This is a genomic window from Nocardioides psychrotolerans (assembly GCF_900113685.1).
GTDB lineage: Bacteria > Actinomycetota > Actinomycetes > Propionibacteriales > Nocardioidaceae > Nocardioides > Nocardioides psychrotolerans.
This window is the reverse complement of record NZ_FOQG01000001.1, coordinates 189,920-203,543: the sequence shown is the minus strand read 5'-3', so window position 1 is coordinate 203,543 and position 13,624 is coordinate 189,920. Positions and strand designations below refer to the sequence as shown.

Sequence of the window (13,624 nt, the reverse complement as noted above, 5' to 3'; positions counted from 1 at the left end):
CATCCGCCCCTGGCAGGAAGAATGCCCGCGATGCCTCGCCAACCGTCCCTCGCGCACGTCCTCGATGCCGAGCCGCCCGCCACCGTCCTGGCCCTGCCCGACGACGTCCAGCTGAGGCTGGTCGGACACGTCGACACCGCGCGCCGGCGTCAGTCCGACCTCATCTCGTCATCGGTCGACGCCGCGATCCGCGGGGTTCCACTGCCGGTGCGCGGCATCGTCAAGAAGGCGCTGCTCGGATGAGCCACCCCAGCCACCGTCCGGCGCTCGCCCGGCTGGCCCACCTGCTCGGTGTCGATGCCACGGACCTGCACGAGCTGGCGGGTGTCCCGGACCCGGACCTGCGCGCCCTGCACGCCCAGGTCAGTCATCGACTCTTCGCCGAGGGGCAGCACCAGTTCACCCGGATCGCGGGCCTCGCCTCGAGCCTGCCCGGTCCGATGGCCGGGAAGATCGCCGAGAAGTTCCTGCCGGCGCCGGTCGCGGCGCGGGTGGCCGAGCTCCTCGAGCCCGCTCGCGCGCGCGACCTGGTGGGACGGCTCTCGCTGTCCTACCTCTGCGACGTCGCCCTGGCCCTGGACCCCGAGCGCTCACGAGGGGTGGTGAGGGCGATCGCGCCCGAGCGCGTCGGGCAGGTGGCGTGCGAGCTCTTCCGCCGTGGTCACCACGCGCTGCTCGTGGACTTCCTCGGGGCCGTCACGGTCGAGGCGTTCGTCGTGGTGCTCGAGATGGCCAGCCCCGAGGACCTCGCCGAGGTGCTGCCCCTGGTGGAGTGCGACGACGAGACGACGGAGGCGTTCGCGGCCCTGGACCCGCAGGTCCGGGCCGTGGTCGTGGCCCGACTGGCGCAGCTGCCGGCCGGGTCGGCGCCCGGGCTGCAGGCTGCCCTCGGGCTGCCGGCCTGAGCCCGGACCCCGGCTCAGGACCCCGGCCCGGGACCCCGGCCCGGGACCCCGGCTCAGGAGCTGCTGGTGTCGGCGTCCGAGTCGAGGGTGAGGGTCGTGGTCTGCGACTGCCCGTCGCGCTGGAACGTCACCTCGACCTCGTCGCCCGGACGGTAGGTGCGGATCGTCGCGACGAGGGAGTCGGATCCGGTGACGACCTGGTCGTCGATCTGCGTCACCACGTCGCCGGCCTGGAGCCCGGCGGACTTGGCGGCTGAGCCGTCGGTGATCTCGCCGATCTGGGCGCCCTCGGTCACCTCGGCGCCGGTCGCGTTCGCCACGTCACCGACGGTGACACCCAGCTTGGCGTGGGTCGGGGTCTCGCCCGCGGCCATCTGCTCGATGATCGGCAGCACCGAGTCGATCGGGATCGCGAAGCCGAGACCGATCGAGCCGGACTCCTCGGTGAGCCCGCTCGACGCGGTACGGATGGAGGAGTTGATGCCGATCACGCTGCCGTCCATGTCGACCAGCGGACCTCCGCTGTTGCCCGGGTTGATGGCGGCGTCGGTCTGGACGGCGGGGTACGTCGTGGAGTTGCCGTTGCCGTCGGAGCCCACGTCGACCGGTCGGTTCAGCGCGCTGACGATGCCGCTGGTCACCGTGGACTCGAGGCCGAACGGCGAGCCGATGGCCACGACCTGCTCGCCGACGTCGAGGTTGCCGGACTCACCGATCGTGGCGGGGGTCAGTCCGCTCACGCCCTCGGCCTGGATCACGGCGGTGTCGGTCAGCGGGTCGGTGCCCAGCACGGTGGCCGACGCCTTGGTGCCGTCGTTGAACGACACTGTGATCTCGCCGCCCTCGCCGGCGACCTCGACCACGTGGTCGTTGGTGAGGATCTGGCCGTCGGAGCTCAAGATGATGCCCGAGCCCGACCCGGCTCCGTCCGCCCCGCTCACGTCGAGCTTCACCACCGACGGCAGCACGGAGGAGGCGACCTGCTCGACGCTGCCCTCGGGCGCATCGGAGTCGGGGGTGCTGACGACCTGCGAGGTGGTGCGCTCGCTCGCTGCTGCCGACGAGCTGCCCGCGCCCGTGTCGTCGTAGGCGTTCCAGGACGCCGCGCCGCCGACGCCGGCCGCCCCGCCCACGAGGAGCGAGGCGCCGACGACAGCGGCGGCGAAGCCGACCCGACCGCGACGCGGTGGCGCCGGTGGGGGTGTCGGGGTGGGCGGGGTTCCCGCTGCCGGAAAGGCCGGGACGGGCGGCAGCTGGGGCGACCGGGTGGGCTCGTAGGGGTTCGAGGCCGGGGGCGGAGTGGTCGGGTAGTCGCTCATGTCCTCGACTGTGTCCGCTGACCCTGTGACGAGTCTGAGACCGGGCTGGGGAGTCCACAAGAAGCGCGGAGCCGGCGCGAGGAGCGGCGCGGGAGCGGCGCGGGACCGGCGACATGGCGCGGGACCGGCGACATAGGGTTCCGTCATGACGACGGCGCGGACGGTCCCCGTCACGACCGAGATGGACGGCGAGGAGCTCGACGCCGAGGACGCCTGGCACCTGGCACGGCACCACGGGATGAAGGCGGTCCTGGTCGGGAGCTTCGTGCGCTTCCGCTACGGCGACGGCTTCACCAACAGCCGGGCGCTGGCGCTGCAGACCTGCCTGGCGGTCGTCCCGTTCATGCTCGCCGTCACCGGCCTTGCCGCCGACATCGACGAGGACCGGCCGGCGCGCGTCGTCGCGGCGACCGTCAACGCAGTCTCCCCGGGCGCCAACGGTGACGACGCCCTGGTCGACGCGATCTCGGGCGGCTCTGAGGGCGCCGGCGAGCTCGCGCTGGTGCTCGGCCTGCTCTTCGCCCTGGTCTCCATGACGACGGCGATGGCGCAGGTCGAGCGGGGCAGCAACCGGATCTACGGCATCCGCCGCGACCGGCCGGCGGTCGCCAAGTACGGCCGGGCCGCGGTGCTCACCGGCGTCCTGGCCCTCCCGGTCGGGCTCGGCTTCCTGCTACTGGTGGCAGGTGGTGCGTTCGGCGACGCGATGGTGGAGGAGTACGGCTGGTCCGACGGGCACCACACCGCCTGGCAGGTCGCGCGGTGGCCGGTCGGGCTCCTCCTGCTGGTCGTCACGATCGCCGTCCTCTTCGACCACGCGCCCCGGCGTCGTCAGCCCGCCCTGTCCTGGCTGGCCCTGGGCTCGGGGGTGACGGTCGCGCTCAGCATGCTCGCCGCTGCCGGCCTCGCGCTCTACGTCAACCTCAGCGGCTCCTTCGGCAGCACCTACGGCCCCCTCGCCGGCATCGTGGCACTCCTGCTGTGGAGCCTGCTGTCGTCGATCTCGCTGTTCTTCGGGGTCGCGATCTGCGCCCAGCTCGAGGCCCTGCGCAGCCACCAGGGCGAGCCGGCGTACGACGACCCGGGACGCCCTCACCGGCACCAGGTCTGAGCGGGCCCGACCGTCGGTGCCTGCTGCGAGCCTGGGGTCATGACGCACCTCGACACCCGCCGCTACTGGGTCAGCACGATCAACCTCGAGCACGTCCTGCTCGGCGTCGAGGGCGGGTTCACCCAGGCCGACCACGGGCGTGACACGCGCCTGCGGGCGCTGGGTCGCGGCGACCTGATCGCGTTCTACTCGCCCCGCCCCTCGATGGGCTCCCAGGTCACCCTCCAGCAGCTCACGGCGCTCGGGGAGATCGCCGACGACGAGCCTTACCAGGTGCAGATGGGCGACGACTTCCACCCGTGGCGCCGCCGCGTCGCCTTCGAGGAGGTGGGCCGGGTGCCGATCCGCCCGCTCATCCCCATGCTCGGGTTCGTCACCGACGAGCAGAGGTGGGGCCTGCCGTTCCGCCGTGGGCTCCTCGAGGTCACGGCCGGCGACTTCGGCGTCCTTGCCGGCGCCCTGCGGGACGGGGTGACGCATGCCCCGACGTGACCAGTCCGTGGCCGCGACACCTGCTGTTCACCTGCGACCGACAACGTTCCCAGGTGACTGAGGCCCTGATCGCCCCCTTGCTGCGCGGCGACCTGGCCCCCGCGGCCCGCACGCTGGTGGACATCTTCCGTGAGACGGTCGCCCAGGCCTCCGACGACAGCGCGGTCGACGCCGGTGCGGGCGTCCTCACCTATGCCGAGCTGGAGGAGGCCGCCGACGAGCTGGCCGCCGAGCTCAACTCCCTCGGGGTCGGGCGAGGTGACAACGTCGGGGTGCGGGTCAGCTCCGGGACGAGCGACCTCTACGTCGCCGTCCTGGGCATCCTCCTCGCCGGCGCCGCCTACGTCCCCGTCGACGCCGACGACCCCGACGAGCGGGCCCGCCTCGTCTTCAAAGAGGCCGACGTGGCCGCGGTCGTCGGCAACGACCTCATCCTCGCCGTGCGCCGTCCCGGCCCCGCTCGCGAGACCGAGGAGCCAGGCCTCGAGGACGACGCCTGGGTCATCTTCACCTCCGGCTCGACGGGTACCCCCAAGGGCGTCGCCGTCACCCACCGCAGCGCCGCGGCCTTCGTGGACGCGGAGTCGCGGATGTTCCTCCAGGCTGAGCCACTCGGCGTCGGCGACCGGGTCATGGCCGGCCTGTCGGTCGCCTTCGACGCCTCCTGCGAGGAGATGTGGTTGGCCTGGCGCTACGGCGCCTGCCTGGTGCCGGCGCCGCGCGCCCTGGTGCGCAGCGGGATCGACGTGGGGCCGTGGCTGGTCGCCAACCGGGTCACGGTCGTCTCCACGGTCCCGACCCTGGTCGCCCTGTGGCCCGCCGAGGCGCTCGAGCGGGTGCGTCTGCTGATCATGGGCGGCGAGGCCTGCCCGGCCGAGCTCGTCGCCCGCTTGGTCGCCCCGGGTCGCGAGGTGTGGAACACCTACGGACCCACCGAGGCCACCGTCGTCGCCTGCGGGGCGCTGCTCACCGGCGAGGGCCCCGTGCGCATCGGCCTGCCGCTCGACGGCTGGGACCTCGCGGTCGTCGACGCCGCCGGCGTGCCGGTCGAGCCCGGGCAGACCGGCGAGCTGATCATCGGGGGAGTGGGCCTGGCGCGCTACCTCGATCCCGCCAAAGACGCGGAGAAGTACGCCGCGATGCCCAGCCTGGGCTGGGACCGGGCCTACCGCTCGGGCGACCTCGTGGTGCTCGACCACGAGGGGCTGCTCTTCGGCGGCCGCGCCGACGACCAGGTCAAGCTCGGCGGCCGACGCATCGAGCTCGGCGAGATCGACAGCGCGCTCCTCGGCCTGCCGGGCGTCGGCGCGGCCGCCGCCGCCGTACGACGCTCGGCCGCCGGCAACCAGCTCCTCGTCGGCTACCTCGCTATCGACCCGACCGCCGACCCTCCCTTCGACCAGGCCGCCTCGCTGGAGCGACTACGCCGCGACCTGCCGGCCGCCCTCGTGCCACGCCTCGCCGTCGTCGATGCCCTCCCGACGCGCACCTCCGGCAAGGTCGACCGCGACGCGCTGCCGTGGCCGCTGGGTGCCCCCGACCAGGCGCCGGCCGGGCTCGAGGGCACCGCCGCTTGGATCGCCACCCTGTGGCACGACGTCCTCGGCGCCAGCGTGAGCGGGCCGGAGGCCGACTTCTTCGACGAGGGCGGCGGCAGCCTCACCGCGGCCCAGATGGTGTCGCGGTTGCGCGCGCGCTTCCCCGACGTCGCGGTGGGCGACGTCTACGAGAAGCCGACGCTCGGTGCCATGGCGGCCTACCTCGACCAGATGAAGGAGGCCGGCCCGGTCTCCGAGCGCACCGTCTCGCCGATCCCGGTCAAGACCCAGGCCGGCCAGGTCGTCGCCACGCTGGCGCTGCGCGCCGTGGCCGGGCCGCGCTGGCTGACCTGGATCGCCCTCGGTTGCCACGCCTCGTCCCTCCTCGGCGTCGACTGGCTGCCTCGGCTCCCGTGGGCGCTGGTCGCCGTGTCGTGGGTGCTGTTCGTCAGCTCCCCGGGCCGCATGCTTCTCGCGGCGGCAGGTTGTCGCCTCCTGCTGCGGCCGGTCACGCCCGGGGACCACCCGCGCGGTGGCAAGGCCCACCTGCGCCTCTGGCTGGCCAACCGGCTCGTCGACGAGCTCGGCGCGACCGGACTGGCCGGAGCACCCTTCGTCAAGCTCTACGCACGACTCCTCGGCGCCGCTGTCGGTCCCGACGTCGACCTGCACAGCCTGCCGCCGGTCACCGGTTGGCTGACCCTGGGCGAGGGCTGCTCGATCGAGCCCGAGGTCGACCTGAGCGGCTACTGGATCGACGGTGACGTCCTCCACGTCGGGCACATCCGGGTCGGGGCCCGGGCCCGCCTCGGCGCCCGCTCGATGATGTGCCCGGGGGCCGACATCGGCGACGACGCCGAGGTCGCCCCGGGCTCGTCGGTCTTCGGTCCGGTCCCCGCCGGCGAATACTGGTCCGGCTCGCCCGCCGTCCGCGTCGCCGGCGCGGCCCGCGGCCCGTGGGCGGGTCAGCCGGCCGACCACCCGGCGTGGCTCCTGGCCTACGGCGCGGTCGCGACGCTGCTCGCCCTGCTGCCGGTGCTCGCTGTCGTGGCAGTCGTGGCACCGCTGCTCGCCCTCACCCGCCCCACGTCCTACGACGAGGCGCTGGGGCTGGTCGTGTGGCTCCCGCTCGCGACGGTGCTGGGGCTCGCGGTGCTGGCGCTGCTGGTGTGGGCCGTCGTGCGGGTCGCCGCACGCGCGATCACCACCGGCGTCCACCCGGTCCGCAGCCGCCAGGGTCTCGCGGTGTGGGCCACCGTCCGCGTGCTCGACGACGCTCGCACGTGGCTCTTCCCGCTCTACTCCTCCCAGCTGACCCCCTGGTGGCTGCGCCGGCTCGGGGCCCGCATCGGCCACGGGGTGGAGGCTTCGACGGTGCTGATGGTGCCGTCGCTGACGACCGTCAACGACCAGGCGTTCCTGGCCGACGACACCCTCATCGGCGGCTACGAGCTGGGCGGGGGCTGGCTGCGGGTCGAGCGGGTCAAGGTCGGCAAGCGCGCGTTCGTCGGCAACTCCGGGATGGCCGCACCCGGTCGTAAGGTGCCCAAGGCATCCCTGGTGGCGGTGCTCTCGGCTGCACCCCGCCGCAAGTCGGCCAAGGCGGGGGAGTCCTGGCTGGGCAGCCCGCCGGCGCCCCTGCGTCGCGCTCCCGAGACCGCAGACGCCGGCCGCACCTACGACCCACCGACGCGACTGAAGGTGCTGCGCGCCGCGGTCGAGCTCTGCCGGCTGCTGCCCGTGATGCTCGCGATGGGCCTCACCGCCGTCACGGCCCTCGTGCTCGTCGCCCTGCTGGACGGCTCCGGGGTCGTCGTCGCGGTGCTCCTGGCAGGTCCCGTCCTCGCCGTCGGCGGCCTGCTCGCCGCGACCGTCACGGTGGCCGCCAAGTGGCTGCTCGTCGGCCGCGTGCGCCCGGGCGCCCACCCGCTGTGGAGCTCGTTCGTGTGGCGCAACGAGCTGGCGGACACGTTCGTGGAGGTCCTCGCGGCACCGTGGTTCGCCCGGGCCGTCGCCGGCACCCCCCTGATCAACGTCTGGTTCCGCGCGATGGGGGCGCGGATCGGGCGCGGCGTGTGGTGCGAGACCTACTGGCTGCCCGAGACCGACCTGGTGGAGCTCGGTGACGGGGTGACGGTCAACCAGGGCAGCGTCCTGCAGACCCACCTGTTCCACGACCGGATGCTCAGCATGGACACCGTGACGCTGCGGCGCGGCTCCACGCTGGGGCCCAACAGCGTCATCCTCCCAGCGGCGACGCTCGGGCGGCACGCTACGGTCGGTCCCGTGTCACTGGTGATGAGGGGCGAGTCGTTGCCCGACAAGACGACCTGGATCGGCAACCCCATCGGCCCCTGGGTGATCGGCCGGTGAAGGTGCCCGGACTCAGCTCCGACCTGCCCACCGCCGACCCCTACCTGCCCGGCCACGGCGACCCCGCCTGGAGCGCCACCCACTACGCCCTCGACCTCGTCTACGACATCGACGGCAACCGCCTCCGCGCCACCTCGACCATCGACGCCGTCGCCGTCGACGACCTCACCCGCGTGGTCCTCGACCTCGCCCACCTCGACGTCACCAAGGTCAAGGTCGACGGCCGTGCGCCGGCGAAGTTCCGCACCCGCGAGGGCCGGCTGGTCGTCACGCTGGCCACGCCCCTCAAGCAGGGCGCGGCCTTCTCGATGGTCGTCACCTACGCCGGCAACCCGCGCCCGCTGATCGAGAAGCACCACGGCGACGCCGGCTGGGAGGAGCTGACCGACGGTGTCATCGTCGCGGGTCAGCCGCACGGCGCCCCGACCTGGTTCCCCTGCAACGACCGGCCCGACGACAAGGCCTCCTACGCCATCTCGGTGACCGCCCACCCCGACTACCACGTCGTCGCCAACGGCATCCTCGGCAGCCGCAGGCGCCACGGCAGCTCGGTCACCTGGACCTACCTCCAGGACGAGCCGATGGCGACCTACCTCGCCACCGTCCAGATCGGGCGCTACGACGTCCGTGAGCTCGACGCGATCGTCCCGATGTACGCCGTCGTCCCCCACGACGCGGGCAGCGGCGTCGAGGACGCGTTCGGCCGCCAACCCGAGATGCTGGCCGCCTTCGCCGAGCTCTTCGGCGACTACCCGTTCCCGCTCTACTCGGTCGTTGTCACCGCCGACGACCTCGAGATCCCCCTGGAGTCGCAGAGCCTCTCGACCTTCGGTCGCAACTTCCTCACCTCGGAGTGGGAGTCGGTGCGGCTGGTCGCCCACGAGCTGGCGCACCAGTGGTTCGGCAACACCGTGACGCTCGGCGCCTGGCGCGACATCTGGCTGCACGAGGGCTTCGCCTGCTACGCAGAGTGGCTGTGGTCGGAGCGGTCGGGCGGCGACACCGCGGACGTGCACGCCCGCGTCCACCACCAGCGCCTGGCCGGGCTCGACCAGGACCTGCTGCTCTCCGATCCCGGGCCGGCGCTGATGTTCGACGACCGTGTCTACAAGCGCGGTGCCCTCACCCTCCACGCGCTGCGGCTCACTGTCGGCGACGACGACGCCTTCTTCGGGCTGCTGCGGGCCTGGGTAGCCGATCACCGTGGCGGCACGGTCAGCACCGCCGACTTCGTGGCCCACGTCGCGGCCCACGTCCCGGCCCGCACGGGCGAGGCCGTCGACGCCCTCTTCGCGCAGTGGCTCAACGAGGAGGAGCTGCCGGACCTCCCCGATGCGCCGGATGCCCTGAACGCCAGCTGAGCTCGGCCGGCACGGCGCACGCGACGGTGCCGACCCAGCCCTCGGGCAGCGGGAGCGGGGAGGTCCACAGCTCCGGCAGGTCGACCGGCTCGCGAGACAGGCCCTCGCCGCTGGTCTTCACGATGGCCTCGATGCGCGTCCAGACCCGCAGGTCGCCGTAGTCGCCCGCGCCGCGTCCGGGCGCGTCTCGCTCCACGTCGACCCCGACCGGCGCGCTGCTCCAGGCGACCAGCACGACGTCCTCGGCGTAGGCCAGGCTCAGGTGAACCGCGTCGCTCGCGCCGAGGGGGACCGGCCGGCCGTGGCCAGGGCTGGCGCAGCGCACGCACAGGCGCGCCACCCGGGACAGGCACAGCTCGTCGGCGAGGTAGGCCTCCGCCCGGGCCCGCTGGAACGCCCGGTGCCCCGACCCCCAGAGCGCGGCGACGTGCACCGTGGGTGTCATGCGTCAGGGCCGGTCGAACGGGTCGGGCGCGAACGCCCCGGGGCCTGGGCCCGACGCGAACGCGGCCGCCGTCAGCGCCCGGACGGGCGCGACGTCGGCCGCGTTGCTACGGCTCAGGCGCAGGGCTCAGGCCCAGCGCTCGGAGGCGGGCACGAAGTCGAGCGTGCGGTCGCCGGTGTAGATCTGCTTGGGTCGCGCGATCTTCTGCTCCTTGTCCTGGACGAGCTCGACCCACTGCGCCAGCCAGCCCGGGGTGCGGCCGATGGCGAAGAGGACCGTGAACATCTCGGGCGGGAACTGGAAGGCCTCATAGATCAGGCCGGAGTAGAAGTCGACGTTGGGGTAAAGCTTGCGCTTGATGAAGTACTCGTCCTCGAGCGCGATCTTCTCCAGCTCCTGGGCGATCGCCAGCAGCGGGTTGACGCCGGTGACCTCGAAGACGTCCTCGCAGGCCTTCTTGATGATCGTGGCGCGCGGGTCGAAGTTCTTGTAGACCCGGTGACCGAAGCCCATCAGCTTCTCGTTGCCGTTCTTGACGCCCTCGATGAAGGCCGGGATGTTCTCCTTGGACCCGATCCGGCGCAGCATCCGCAGGACGGCCTCGTTGGCGCCACCGTGCAGCGGCCCGAAGAGGGCGCCCACGCCCGCCGAGACCGCCGAGTAGGGGTCGACCTGCGAGGAGCCGACCGAGCGGACCGCGTTGGTCGAGCAGTTCTGCTCGTGGTCGGCGTGCAGGATGAAGAGCACGTCGAGGGCCTTGACCAGGCGCGGGTCGGCCTCGAACTTCGACTCGCTCATCTTGAAGAGCATCGAGAGGAAGTTGGCGGTGTAGCTCAGGTCGTTGTCGGGGTAGACGTAGGGCTTGCCCTGGGCATGGCGGTAGGCCCAGGCGCCCAGCGTCGGCATCTTGGCGATCATCCGCACGATCTGCATGTGCCGGTTGTCGGCGTCGCTGATGTTGCGGGCGTCGGGGTAGAACGTCGACAGCGCCCCGACCGACGCCATCAGCATGCCCATGGGGTGCGCGTCGTAGCGGAAGCCCTGCATGAACGTCTTGACGTTCTCGTGGACGAACGTGTGGTAGGTGATCTCGTGCACCCAGGCCTCGTGCTCGGCCTGGGTCGGCAGGGTGCCGTGGACGAGCAGGTAGGCCACCTCGAGGAAGTTGGACTTCTCGGCCAGCTGCTCGATGGGATAGCCGCGGTACTCCAGGATGCCCTTGTCGCCATCGATGAAGGTCACGGCACTGCGGCAGGAGGCGGTGTTGACGAAACCCGGGTCGTAGACGGCCAGGCCTGGCTCGCCCTCGGCTGTGCGGATCTTCCCGACATCGGCGGCCTTGATGGTGCCGTCGAGGATCGGTACGTCGTACTCCTGTCCGGTGCGGTTGTCGCGGACGGTGAGAGAGTCAGTCACGCGCTCCAACCTAAACCGCTGTCCCACGCGCGCGCTAACCCGTGTCCATCAGCGTCCACCGACGTGTGCTCCGGCCCACGTCGTTTTGACCCGCCACGCGCGAGAGCCGTAGTCTTGCCGGTCGCGACTCCTGCCGCGTCCCGACCTCGCCTGCGAGACCGTGATGCAGTGCCGGACCCCACCTCGGTGGCAAGCCGGCCCGTGTTCGTCAGAAGCTGCGGCACCACCACCCCCGGGATCGATCCTGGCGGGTCCACGAACGAAGGAAAGTAGAAGCGTCTTGCGCACGTACAGCCCCAAGCCCGGCGACATCCAGCGCGACTGGCACGTCATCGACGCCGAGGACATCGTCCTGGGTCGCCTCGCCGTCGAGGTCGCCACACTCCTCCGCGGCAAGCACAAGCCGATCTTCGCCCCGCACATGGACGTCGGCGACTTCGTCATCGTCGTCAACGCGGAGAAGGTCCACCTGTCCGGCACCAAGCGCACGACGAAGATGGCCTACCGCCACTCCGGTTACCCGGGCGGCCTGACTTCCACCCCGATCGGCGAGATCCTCGACAAGGACGCTCGCAAGGCGATCGAGAAGGCCGTGTGGGGCATGCTCCCCAAGAACAAGCTCGGTCGCGCGCTGATGAAGAAGCTCAAGGTCTACAGCGGCCCGACCCACCCCCACTCGGCCCAGCAGGCCGTCCCCTTCGAGATCTCGCAGATCTCCCAGTAATCATCGACGTCGAAAGCAAGGTTGAGGAACACAGTGGCTGACACCAGCACCGAGGTCGAGGAGACCTACGAGACCGACGAGCAGGGCGTTGCCTACAGCTCCGAGAGCGCTCCGTCCGCGGACGCCCCCGCCCGCCCGGCGACCATCATCCCCGCGGCGGCCACCGGCCGTCGCAAGGAGGCCGTGGCCCGGGTGCGCATCGTCCCCGGCACCGGCGTCTGGACGGTCAACGGCCGCACGCTCGACTCCTACTTCCCCAACAAGCTGCACCAGCAGGTGGTGAACGAGCCGTTCGCCGAGCTGCAGCTCGAGGGTCGGTTCGACGTCATCGCCCGCATCCACGGCGGCGGCATCACCGGTCAGGCCGGCGCGCTTCGCCTCGGCGTGGCCCGGTGCCTGAACTGGATCGACACCGACGCCAACCGCCCGGCCCTCAAGAAGGCCGGACTGCTCACGCGTGACGCCCGCGTCATCGAGCGCAAGAAGGCCGGTCTCAAGAAGGCGCGCAAGGCGCCTCAGTTCAGCAAGCGCTGATCGCCTAGGGGCGCAATGCCGCGCATCTTCGGCACGGACGGGGTCCGGGGCCTGGCCAACGGTGAGCTCACCGCTGAGCTGGCCCTGGACCTTTCCGTTGCAGCCGCGCGTGTCCTCGTCGACCGGGGAGACTACGAGGGGGAGCGTCCCCTCGCGGTCGTCGGTCGTGACACCCGGATCTCGGGGCAGTTCCTCGAGCACGCGGTCGTCGCCGGGCTCGCCTCGGCCGGGGTCGACGTGCTGCGCCTGCGGGTCCTGCCGACTCCCGGCGTCGCCTACCTGACCCAGTCGCTGGGGGCGGACCTCGGGGTGGTTATCAGCGCCTCGCACAACCCGATGCCCGACAACGGCATCAAGTTCTTGGCGCGCGGCGGGGTCAAGCTCGGCGACGCCGTCGAGCGTGACATCGAGGCCCACCTCGAACGGCCCTGGGTCCGCCCGACGGCCGGCGACGTCGGCCGCGTCTCGCCCTACGGCACTCCCGTCGAGGAGTACGTCGACCACCTGGTCTCCACCCTCGACCGGCCGCTCGCAGGCCTCAAGGTCGTCCTCGACTGCGCCCACGGCGCCGCCTACGAGTCGGGTCCGCTGGCGCTGCGTCAGGCCGGTGCCGAGGTCATCGCCATCGCCGACGCGCCCGACGGGCTCAACATCAACGACGGCTGCGGCTCCACACACCTCGGCCCGCTCCGTGCTGCCGTCCTCGCGCACGGAGCCGACGCAGGCTTCGCCCTCGATGGCGACGCCGACCGCTGCTTGGCCGTCGACGCCGCAGGTGAGACCGTCGACGGTGACCAGATCCTCGCGATCCTCGCCCTCGCGATGGCCGAGACCGGGCGGCTGGTCAAGGACACCGTCGTCGCGACCGTGATGAGCAACCTCGGCTTCGTGCAGGCCATGAAGGCCGCCGGGCTCGGGGTGCGCCAGACCAAGGTCGGCGACCGCTACGTCCTCGAGGCCATGCGGGTCTCCGGCTACTCCCTCGGAGGCGAGCAGTCCGGCCACGTGATCATGAGCGAGCACGCCACCACCGGCGACGGCGCCCTGACCGCCCTCCACGTGCTCCAGCGCATGGCCACGACCGGCCAGTCGCTGGCCTCCCTCGCGGGCGTGATGACCCGGCTGCCGCAGGTCCTCATCAACGTCCCCGGCGTCGACAAGGCCCGCACCGACGAGGACGCCGTGCTCGCCGCGGCGGTCGCCGAGGAGGAGTACGCGCTGGGCGACACCGGCCGGATCCTCCTGCGCCCGTCGGGCACCGAGGCCCTCGTGCGCGTCATGGTCGAGGCGCCGACCCCCGAGCTCGCCCGGGATGTCGCTGAGCGCCTCGCCGGGGTCGTGCGGCGGCAGCTCGCTCTCTGAGGGCTGCCGGCTGCCCGTTGCATGAGTCCCCGGATGTCCGGGGA

The 13,624-nt window shown here is 72.2% G+C and carries 12 protein-coding genes; 9 read left to right on the top strand and 3 right to left on the bottom strand.

Annotated features, from left to right (window positions below):
- Positions 1-30: 30 nt before the first annotated feature.
- Both BM204_RS00920 and BM204_RS00915 read left to right on the top strand, forming a co-directional pair.
- Positions 31-243 carry a hypothetical protein gene (locus BM204_RS00920; protein WP_143099614.1) on the top strand — a complete coding sequence of 71 codons (213 nt, stop codon included), beginning with the start codon at positions 31-33 and terminating at the stop codon, positions 241-243.
- A complete protein-coding gene (locus BM204_RS00915) occupies positions 240-905 on the top strand; it encodes a hypothetical protein (RefSeq protein ID WP_091109651.1) in 666 nt (221 codons plus the stop codon). The genes BM204_RS00920 and BM204_RS00915 overlap by 4 nt, the downstream gene beginning before the upstream one ends.
- 53 nt (positions 906-958) lie before the next feature.
- Here the strand turns inward: BM204_RS00915 and BM204_RS00910 are convergent, their stop codons facing one another.
- Positions 959-2,224 (bottom strand): S1C family serine protease, encoded by a 1,266-nt coding sequence (locus BM204_RS00910; RefSeq protein WP_091109650.1) that lies wholly within the window; start codon positions 2,222-2,224, stop codon positions 959-961.
- 145 nt (positions 2,225-2,369) lie between these two features.
- Here BM204_RS00910 and BM204_RS00905 point away from each other — a divergent pair, with 145 nt between their 5' ends.
- The 4 genes from BM204_RS00905 to BM204_RS00890 are packed head-to-tail and all read left to right on the top strand — an operon-like array spanning position 2,370 to position 9,099.
- Positions 2,370-3,335 carry a YihY/virulence factor BrkB family protein gene (locus BM204_RS00905; RefSeq protein WP_091109648.1) on the top strand — a complete coding sequence of 322 codons (966 nt, stop codon included), beginning with the start codon at positions 2,370-2,372 and terminating at the stop codon, positions 3,333-3,335.
- Positions 3,336-3,374: 39 nt separating this feature from the next.
- Complete coding sequence (locus tag BM204_RS00900; RefSeq protein WP_091109646.1) at positions 3,375-3,827, top strand: EVE domain-containing protein; 453 nt, start codon at positions 3,375-3,377, stop codon at positions 3,825-3,827.
- Between the two features lie 53 nt (positions 3,828-3,880).
- Entirely contained in the window at positions 3,881-7,738 is a 3,858-nt protein-coding gene (locus BM204_RS00895; protein ID WP_246165774.1) for a Pls/PosA family non-ribosomal peptide synthetase, read from the top strand.
- Complete coding sequence (locus tag BM204_RS00890; RefSeq protein ID WP_246165776.1) at positions 7,735-9,099, top strand: M1 family metallopeptidase; 1,365 nt, start codon at positions 7,735-7,737, stop codon at positions 9,097-9,099. The genes BM204_RS00895 and BM204_RS00890 overlap by 4 nt, the downstream gene beginning before the upstream one ends.
- Here the strand turns inward: BM204_RS00890 and BM204_RS00885 are convergent.
- Complete coding sequence (locus BM204_RS00885) at positions 9,041-9,544, bottom strand: 4'-phosphopantetheinyl transferase family protein (protein WP_143099613.1); 504 nt, start codon at positions 9,542-9,544, stop codon at positions 9,041-9,043. The two genes, BM204_RS00890 and BM204_RS00885, sit on opposite strands and share 59 nt — an antisense overlap.
- A gap of 126 nt (positions 9,545-9,670) precedes the next feature.
- On the bottom strand, positions 9,671-10,960 hold the full coding sequence (locus BM204_RS00880; protein ID WP_091109643.1) for a citrate synthase: 1,290 nt from the start codon (positions 10,958-10,960) through the stop codon (positions 9,671-9,673).
- A gap of 280 nt (positions 10,961-11,240) precedes the next feature.
- Here BM204_RS00880 and rplM point away from each other — a divergent pair, with 280 nt between their 5' ends.
- The 3 genes from rplM to glmM are packed head-to-tail and all read left to right on the top strand — an operon-like array spanning position 11,241 to position 13,580.
- Positions 11,241-11,684, top strand: coding sequence for a 50S ribosomal protein L13 (rplM, locus tag BM204_RS00875; protein WP_091109642.1), 444 nt, complete (start codon positions 11,241-11,243; stop codon positions 11,682-11,684).
- Between the two features lie 33 nt (positions 11,685-11,717).
- On the top strand, positions 11,718-12,218 hold the full coding sequence (rpsI, locus tag BM204_RS00870) for a 30S ribosomal protein S9 (protein ID WP_091109640.1): 501 nt from the start codon (positions 11,718-11,720) through the stop codon (positions 12,216-12,218).
- A gap of 15 nt (positions 12,219-12,233) precedes the next feature.
- Positions 12,234-13,580, top strand: a complete 1,347-nt coding sequence (gene glmM / locus BM204_RS00865; protein ID WP_091109639.1) for a phosphoglucosamine mutase — start codon at positions 12,234-12,236, stop codon at positions 13,578-13,580.
- The last annotated feature ends 44 nt before the right edge of the window (positions 13,581-13,624 follow it).

Bases quoted from the DNA above. Each gene is read 5' to 3' on its own strand.
- BM204_RS00920 (WP_143099614.1), top strand. From the start codon at position 31: ATGCCTCGCCAACCGTCCCTCGCGCACGTCCTCGATGCCGAGCCGCCC.
- BM204_RS00915 (WP_091109651.1), top strand. From the start codon at position 240: ATGAGCCACCCCAGCCACCGTCCGGCGCTCGCCCGGCTGGCCCACCTG.
- BM204_RS00910 (WP_091109650.1), bottom strand. From the start codon at position 2,224: ATGAGCGACTACCCGACCACTCCGCCCCCGGCCTCGAACCCCTACGAG.
- BM204_RS00905 (WP_091109648.1), top strand. From the start codon at position 2,370: ATGACGACGGCGCGGACGGTCCCCGTCACGACCGAGATGGACGGCGAG.
- BM204_RS00900 (WP_091109646.1), top strand. From the start codon at position 3,375: ATGACGCACCTCGACACCCGCCGCTACTGGGTCAGCACGATCAACCTC.
- BM204_RS00885 (WP_143099613.1), bottom strand. From the start codon at position 9,544: ATGACACCCACGGTGCACGTCGCCGCGCTCTGGGGGTCGGGGCACCGG.
- glmM (WP_091109639.1), top strand. From the start codon at position 12,234: ATGCCGCGCATCTTCGGCACGGACGGGGTCCGGGGCCTGGCCAACGGT.